General features: G+C 65.6%; 4 protein-coding genes and 1 pseudogene. 3 read left to right on the forward strand and 2 right to left on the reverse strand.

What is annotated here, in order from left to right:
• Window positions 1-114: 114 nt before the first annotated feature.
• Together VET27_RS20040 and VET27_RS20045 are read left to right on the forward strand one after the other, a co-directional pair.
• On the forward strand, window positions 115-1284 hold the full coding sequence (locus VET27_RS20040) for an NAD(P)-dependent malic enzyme (protein ID WP_526521288.1): 1170 nt from the start codon (window positions 115-117) through the stop codon (window positions 1282-1284).
• Window positions 1285-1292: 8 nt separating this feature from the next.
• Entirely contained in the window at window positions 1293-2129 is an 837-nt protein-coding gene (locus VET27_RS20045) for a glycine betaine ABC transporter substrate-binding protein (RefSeq protein WP_526521290.1), read from the forward strand.
• 111 nt (window positions 2130-2240) lie between these two features.
• On the opposite strand, the gene VET27_RS20050 is transcribed toward VET27_RS20045, so the two are convergent.
• Both VET27_RS20050 and VET27_RS20055 read right to left on the reverse strand, forming a co-directional pair.
• Window positions 2241-3071 carry an SDR family NAD(P)-dependent oxidoreductase gene (locus VET27_RS20050; protein ID WP_526521292.1) on the reverse strand — a complete coding sequence of 277 codons (831 nt, stop codon included), beginning with the start codon at window positions 3069-3071 and terminating at the stop codon, window positions 2241-2243.
• A gap of 283 nt (window positions 3072-3354) precedes the next feature.
• Window positions 3355-5493 carry a DUF3892 domain-containing protein gene (locus VET27_RS20055; protein ID WP_526521294.1) on the reverse strand — a complete coding sequence of 713 codons (2139 nt, stop codon included), beginning with the start codon at window positions 5491-5493 and terminating at the stop codon, window positions 3355-3357.
• A gap of 347 nt (window positions 5494-5840) precedes the next feature.
• On the opposite strand from VET27_RS20055, the pseudogene VET27_RS20060 reads away from it, so the two are divergent.
• Window positions 5841-6286, forward strand: a pseudogene (locus VET27_RS20060) (transposase); the annotation flags it as partial.
• Window positions 6287-6467: the final 181 nt, after the last annotated feature.

Raw genomic sequence — 6467 nt, forward strand, 5'->3', positions numbered from 1 at the left:
GCCCCTTTGGCCCCGAAACGACCGTTGCAGATGCTACGCCCAAAGCCTGGGAGTGCTCGGCACGCGAGGGTGAACCCGGCCAAGCGAGACCTCTCCGTGAAGTAACCTGGCGCGATGACTGAAGCGGTGCGCACGCCCCAGGTCGTCATTGATGACGCCGCAATCTTCGACGCTCACGAGGGGGGCAAGCTTTCGGTCGCGTTGAAGTCGCCGCTGGACAGCCAGCGCGCCCTGTCGATCGCCTACACGCCGGGCGTGGCGCAGGTCAGTCGGGCCATCGCCTCCGACCACACCCTTGCGGCGAAGTACACCTGGGCAAACCGTCTGGTCGCGGTCATCAGCGACGGCAGCGCCGTCCTCGGCCTCGGCGACATCGGCCCCGTGGCGTCGCTTCCCGTGATGGAGGGCAAGAGCGCCCTGTTCAAGACCTTCGGCGGCCTCGACTCGATTCCGATCGTGCTGGACACCAACGATCCCGACGAGATCGTCGAGACGATCATTCGGCTGCGCCCGACCTTCGGCGCGGTGAACCTCGAGGACATCTCGGCACCGCGCTGCTTCGAGATCGAGCGCCGCGTCATCGAGGCGCTGGACTGCCCCGTCATGCACGACGACCAGCACGGTACGGCGATCGTCGTGCTCGCTGCGCTGCGGGGCGCCACCACCGTGCTCGATCGCGACATGCAAACGCTGCGGGTCGTCATCTCGGGCTCCGGTGCCGCCGGCGTCGCCTGCGCCAACATCCTGGTTGCCGCGGGCATTCGCGACATCACGCTGCTGGACAGCAAGGGCATCGTGCACACCGGCCGCGACGACCTCAACCCGTTCAAGGCCGAACTGGCGGCGAAGACCAACCCGGGCGGCCGCACGGGCGGCACCGCCGAGGCGATCGACGGCGCGGACATGTTCCTCGGACTGTCGGCGGGCGTCGTGCCCGAGGAGATCATCGCGACGATGGCCCCGGGCGGCATCGTCTTCGCGCTGTCCAATCCCGACCCCGAGATCCACCCCGACGCGGCGCGCAAGTACGCGGCCGTCGTGGCCACCGGCCGCAGCGACTTCCCCAACCAGATCAACAACGTGCTGGCGTTTCCGGGGGTGTTCCGCGGCGCTCTCGACGCGGGTGCCCGCCGTATCACCGAGGCGATGAAGGTAGCCGCCGCCGAGGCGATCTTCTCCGTCGTCGGTGACGAACTGGCCATCGACCACATCGTGCCGAGCGCGCTCGACCCGCGGGTGGCCCCGGCCGTGGCTGCGGCGGTGGCGGCGGCGTCGAAGCTCTGAGCCGCGCAGTGGCCCTCCGGCGGCTGGCGGTGCTCCTTGCCGTCCTGCTGATGTCCGGCTGCGGTGGTGCGCCCCCGGCGCCGTCCATCGCCGTCGGCGCCGGTCCGGACGCCGAGTCGACGCTGCTGGCCCACGTGTACGCGGCGGCGCTGCGGTCCTACGGGAGTCCTGCGCACGTCGAGCAGAGCCCCGATCCGCTGGCCGACCTCGATATCGGCGACGTTGAGGTGGTGCCCGGGTTCACGGGGCGACTGCTCGTCCGCTTCGATCCCGACGCGACGGCTCGCGCGGCCGAGCAGGTCTATCGGTCGATGATCTCGGCGTTGCCGGAGGGCATCGGTGCGGGTGACTACGCGCAGTCCGCGGAGGACAAGCCAGCGCTGGCCGTGACGGAGGCGACGGCCCAGAAGTGGGGCCGGCGCGACGTGGCGGCGCTGGTGCAGCACTGCCCCGGGCTGACGGTGGGCAAGGTCGTCGGCGAGCGCTCACCGGCGGCCGTCGCGACGTGCCGACTTCCCGCGGCCGTCGAATTCCCGGACGCCGCGACGCTGGTGGGCGCACTGCGGTCGGGCCGGGTGGATGCGGCGTGGACGTCGACCGCCGTCCCCGAGACGCCCGACGACGTCGTCGTACTCAGTGATCGGACCTCGGCCATCCGTGCGGAGAACGCCGTGCCGCTGTACCGCCGCAACGAGTTGAACGAGCGTGAGATGTTGGCGCTCAACGAGATCGCGGGCGAACTGGACACCGGGTCACTGGCCGACATGCTCGGCAAGGTGGCCTCGGGGACCGACCCCGGCGCCGTGGCCGACGAGTGGCTGGCGGCTCACCCGCTCGGCAAATAACCCACTTGCCGCACCCCCACTTGCCGCACCCCCCTTGCCGCGAGCGTGCGTGTCTGCGGGCGACACGCCGTTGGAAAACGGGAGTCCACGCACGCTCGCGCGGGCTGAAACTCAGCGCGTTCCCGGCATCGCCCGTGCGATGACCGACGAGAACAGCCGCTGGTAACCCGATCCGGTGATCCGGACGATGAGATCGAGGGCCTTCGCGTCGGGTCCGACGAGCACGCGGGCCTTGTTCTTGCGGACGGCCTCGAGAATGATCTTCGCCGCCTTCTCGGGGGACGTGTTGGCCAGCTTCTTGTCGAACGTCTGGGCCAGCTCAGTCTTGTCGATGCCCTCCGCCGCGGTCATGTTGCGCGCGATCGCGGTCTTGATGCCGCCAGGGTGCACCGTCGTGACCTTGATCGGGCGCTTGGCCGCCGCCATCTCCTGCCGGAGGGCCTCGGTGAACCCGCGCACCGCGAACTTGGCCGCGTTGTAGGCGGCCTGGCCCGGGACGGAGAACAGTCCGAACACGCTGGAGATGTTGACGACGTGGCCATCGCCGGACTCGATGAGGTGCGGGAGGAACGCCTTGGTGCCATTGACGACGCCCCAGAAGTCGACGTCCATCACACGTTCGATGTCCTTGTAGGAGCTGACCTCGATGTCACCCGTGTACGCGATGCCCGCGTTGTTGTAGATCTGGTTGACCTTGCCGAAGTGAGCCTTGACCGCGTCGGCGTAGAGCTCGAACGCCTCGCGCTCGGTGACGTCCAGTCGATCGGCCTTGACCGGCGCGCCGATGGCCTTCAGGCGCGCCTCGGTGTCGGCGAGTCCTTCGGTGTCGACGTCGCTGATGGCGACCTTCGCACCCGAGCGTGCCAGTTCGACGGCCAGTGCCTGCCCGATCCCGGATCCGGCTCCCGTGACGACGGCGACTTTCCCGGCGAAGCCCTCCATTGGCACACTCCTGTTGTTCGACGCGTGTTGAGTGAAGGTCAGGCTAGCCGATACCGCTGGTCCCGGATTCAGAGGGTTGCCGGCTGAGCGGGCTTGGTTGCGGTGATCAGATTGGGTGGGAAACCTGACGGCCCGTCCCACCGCGTCCTGCAGTCGAGACTGCGCCTTCGCATGGTGCGCCAGCCCAATTCGCGCAACTGCCGCACGTGATCAGCCCGCGGGCCGCCGCACTGACTGCCTTCGCCGGTAGGGCTCGCGGTAGCTCTGAAGCCGCTTTGGGGGTTCAGGGCGTCGAACAGTCCGACAGCTTGCCGAGATTGTCGACGGGTCCCTCGTTCGGATTCGTGCGCAGGAAGCGTCGCCCCCGGGAACTCGTCGAGACGTGAATGGGTTGTTCGACGCCGGCGCCTGCGTCGATGAACAGTTCCAACTTGCCCTCGTCGATCAACAGCGCACCGTCGTTGTCGGAGATGCGCCAGGGCTTGCCGTCGGTCGGCCACCGGCCCCCGACGAGTTGGATGATCTCGTCGATGTCCTCGACGGTGTCCTTCTTGACGCAGCTGATGCCGAGTCGTGGCGGCAGTTGCCGGAAGAAGACGGCAAGATGGGTTGTCAACGTCGCCTCGATCGGCACGCCGACCGTCGGCAGCAGGGTGCCTCCTGGTCGGTCGCCAAGGGCGTCCTCCACTTCGCTGCTGACGATTCCAGTGCCAACCCAGTCGATGGTGATCAAGATGACCACGTACTCGACGATGGCCAGAATCAGCAGCCCGATTACTGCCTCGGCGGACAGCGCAGCTATTCCGCCCGCGGCCGCAGCGGGAGCCGTCACCGGCAGTGACACGGCTATGACGAGGAGAATGACGCCCAGAGCCGCCAGGGCGTAGCCGGCCGCCGTCAGACTGAAGTCGGGGTGGACGTCCGGCTCCGCGGGGCGCAGCGTCGGCCGGACGCCAACGGTTCGCGGCAGTTCCTTCACCAGCTCGCTGACGCGTTTGACCTCTGCCTCGTACTCCGTCGCGCTGATGTCGCCTCGGCATCTCGCCTCGCCGGCCTCCCGAACGCTCGCGTCTAGTTGGGCCTTGGTCTCCCCCGTCGAGGTTCCGATCTCGCCGGAAGCGACCTCGCGCGGAATGTCATCGAGGTCGAACTCGTAGGTGATGGTGAAGGTGGCGTCGAAGTCATACAACGTCGTCGAATCGCTGACCGCGCCCTCGACGATCAGACGACCCGGCTCGGTGTCGGTCGCCGGCTCGATGTGCCCCTCGAAGGCGTCGAGGTTGCGGTTCTCCCCGCCGATGTTCACGCTCTTGGACCCGTCCAGCTTGCAGGGTGCATCCGTGAAGTCGCTCTCGGCGAGGCAAAAACTGTGCATGATCGTTTCGCGCACACCGCGCAGGATGCCGAAGCCGGATGTTGCCAATACCGTCTGTTCGACGGGATTCTCGGCTAGCACCGATCGAGGCAGTTCCTCGCCAATCGGCAGGTCGCGTACTCTGCGCACCTGCACGACCATTGACTCCCCGGTGGCTCCGGCGGCCTGGAAGCGTTGCACCACCGCGTCGATCTCCTTCGTGGTGCTGTCGTCATCCGACGCTGGATCGACAGCCATCGGCGTGGGTAGGAGGTCGACGACTCCGCCGGCTCCCAAGGTTGCCGTGATGCCGCCGACCGCGTCGGCGATCTTGGCCGCAATGGAATCGAGCACCGCGATACGCGCTTCTGCGTCGGATACCGTCGGACACTTCAACCTGGCCTGGGCGACGAGGAGTTCACCTGCCAACGAATGTGTTGTCCAAAACACCTCGGCGTAGTCCATGTCCCATGTCAGTCGCGGGTCTTGATCCGGGAAAGCGGTCGCACCGCTTGCCCGGTGTTCAGCGTTGCGCCCAAACAAATGCGAGACGAATTCGTCGACAGGCGGATCCGCGACGAGCACCGGCGCGTCCTGGCGGTGGAAGTCGAGCGAGATCGTGTCCGTGCCAGGACCGATCTGACGCCGCTCGAGTTGGTCATGAAGGGTGAGGCGTCCGAAGAGCGGGATCTCGTTGTACGCGATCTGCTTCGATTCGCCGCCTCGTGGACCGTTGGGAACCGTGACGGTGCCGGGCGGCAACGGAACCAACGGAATGCCGGCGATCGACTGGATTACGATCTTCGAATCACTCAGGGAGAGGTCGAATGCGAAGTGACGTAGCGGATCCCGCGATAGTCCACCGAGCTCTTCCTGCCACAACCGGGCGTGAGAATCGAATAGGAACCATACCCGGCTCAGCGTTAAGTTGAGCGTTGCGGTGCCATTCACCCTGACCGGGTCGGTGATGATGACCGGCTGCTCGTAGTGGCCGCCGTTGTAAATGGCAGCCGCCTGAACCTGAACTCTTTCGCGATGAAGCTCGATGAGTGTGTCCGGCCGATCCATGTGCGAATCGTCGCACCTTGATCAGGAAATATTGCGGCTATGGGAAATGTAAGTGCGAATATCGCAGCTCGAGTTCCGTGCATTAATTTGCAGCACAGAACGCAGCGAATCGGGTTTCGTCATCCTGCGGTTCGTTCCGCAAAACGTGGCACTGCCTGCAGCATGTTATCCGTATGGCCGACGGGCGGCGCCACATTTGTCCACACCAATTTCTGAACAGGCAATGAAGTCGCAATGCCGAGCCATTATGCGTTCCACGCACCGATAGTTGCAGTCACCAATAAACCCTTCCCTTCGCAATTAGTCCGTCAGCAACTCGATGCGATCCGATCGTCGGTTGTCAGGGCGAACTCGATCTGATCATCGGACCCCACAACAGCGCGATCGGCACCCCGGTCGAACGCAGCACCCGTTTCACCGTGCTGCTGCACCTGTCCGGCGATCGCGCCGCAGCCACCGTTGCCACCGCGATGATCGAAGCCATGGTTGAACTACCGAGCATCTGCGGCGCAGCATCACCTGGGACCGCGGCAGCGAAATGGCCCAATGGCGGCGGATCCACCCCGAACTGGCCGCCCGGGTCGGGTCTGAAGCCGACCTCGAAGACATTCAAGACAAACTCAACCTCCGACCCCGACCCGCACTCGACGTGGACACACCCGCCCACCGAGCCCGAAGTTACGGCGGTAGAGATGAGCGAATCTCCAGTTGGGCTGGGGATTCGTTGTTTTGTGTTCAGGACTCCGGACATAGGGCTCTACTGACTGATCTGTGGGTGGTTGAGGGACTGTAGCGAGGCGCACGCCGTTGTCCCCGTAGCGTTCTGGCTTGTGAAGGGCAAGTCCGCTACAGATATGGACAAACGGCGTGCGCAACAACAGGATATGGGGCCGGATTCTCGGTGTCGAAAAGACGGTCGTAGAAGCGGTCGAGTTCGATGAAGACCAGGGGTGTGTGGTGGTCTCGGTGCGGCC

The organism is Mycobacterium sp. (genome assembly GCF_035633495.1).
Taxonomy (GTDB): Bacteria; Actinomycetota; Actinomycetes; order Mycobacteriales; family Mycobacteriaceae; genus Mycobacterium.